Genomic DNA, 1,450 nt, shown 5'->3' on the forward strand with positions numbered 1-1,450 from the left:
GCCAGTTTGAATGTACCAGCTTCTTTTACAGCTACGACTGCTAATGGAATTCAGGTTGGCAATGGTTGGTTTGGCATGAATACTAGCGTCAGTGATCTGAAGAATCTGACAGGAACTCCCAATGCTTTCGCCTTTACTAGTCCGACATCGCCACTAACTCAAGGACAAACATCAGGCGTGATTCTCAATCAAGGCAATCTCAATGTTCCTCAAGGGAAAAGTATTTCTCTAGTTGGTGGGATAGTCATTAATACAGGAGCGATCGCTACACCTAACGGCACAATCAATATCGTAGCTGTTCCCGATGGTAAGTATGTAAGAATTACGCCTGAAGGTGGTGTTCTCAGCTTTGATCTACCGATCGCCACTCAGCAAGAATTGGGCAGTACCAAAGCGATCGCAGGAATTGATTTGCCAAAATTACTGACTGGTTCAGGGATTACTGCACCGACCAAAGCAGGAGAGGCGATCGCATCGGGTAATCTCACGGCAACAAATATCAATGTCCTTGCCAATCGTTACAATACGACTCAAGCTTCTTTGAATGCGACTAATATCCAACAGGGTTGGAATTTTGTATTCATTGACAGCACCGTTAAAAATTATCAAACCTTACTTGATGGAACTAATGGCGGTAGTAGTGTCACCTTGATTAATCCTGATCAGTATGGCATTCAGAAAGTGACTGAGACTTTAGCGAGTGTGACGGGTGCAAATAGCTTGCATATTGTCTCTGAAGGCGATGTTGGGAATTTCTGGCTAGGCAAAGATTTTGTCAGTACTGAGAATATTGCTAAATATGCCACCGATCTCCAAGCATGGAAGACGGCTCTATCTCCTGCGGCGAATATTTTGCTCTATGCTTGTAATTTAGCTAGTGGAGAGAATGGGGCGGCTCTAGTTCAGGCAGTAAAGAATTATACGGGGCATGATGTGGCGGCTTCGACTGACCTCACGGGTAGCAGTAAGCTTGGTGGTAACTGGAATCTAGAGTATCAGACTGGGAAACTGAATACGGGTGTGGTGTTTAGTTCTGAAGCCCAGAATAGTTATGATGCCAGACTCGTTACCTTTACGGCTACGAATATTAATGATGCGGGTGCAGGGTCATTGAGGCAAGCAATTCTTGATGCCAATGCTTTAGCGGGTGCTGATGATATTCGGTTTGACCCGACTGTGTTTAATGGCGCTCAAGCAGCGATTACTTTGGCATCAACTTTGGCGATTAATGTCACTACTGGCGATCTGACCATCAGTGGCGCATTTGGAGCAAGCAATGTCACGGTGAGTGGGAATAATGCGGTGGGAGTATTTGGTATCGCGGGTAATGGCAATACCACGTTTGATAGTTTAAGAATTATCAATGGGAATACATCAGGCAATGGTGGTGGAATAAATAACAATGGAACTGGAGCCGTGACGCTCACCAATAGCACTGTCTCTGGTAATA

1 protein-coding gene is annotated in these 1,450 nt (G+C 45.0%); it reads left to right on the forward strand.

The window, feature by feature from the left end:
• Window positions 1-1,450 (forward strand): DUF4347 domain-containing protein (locus AC805_RS14525; protein WP_156341413.1); only part of this gene is annotated, 1,450 nt, incomplete at both ends.

The organism is Pseudanabaena sp. 'Roaring Creek' (assembly GCF_001402795.1).
GTDB lineage: Bacteria > Cyanobacteriota > Cyanobacteriia > Pseudanabaenales > Pseudanabaenaceae > Pseudanabaena.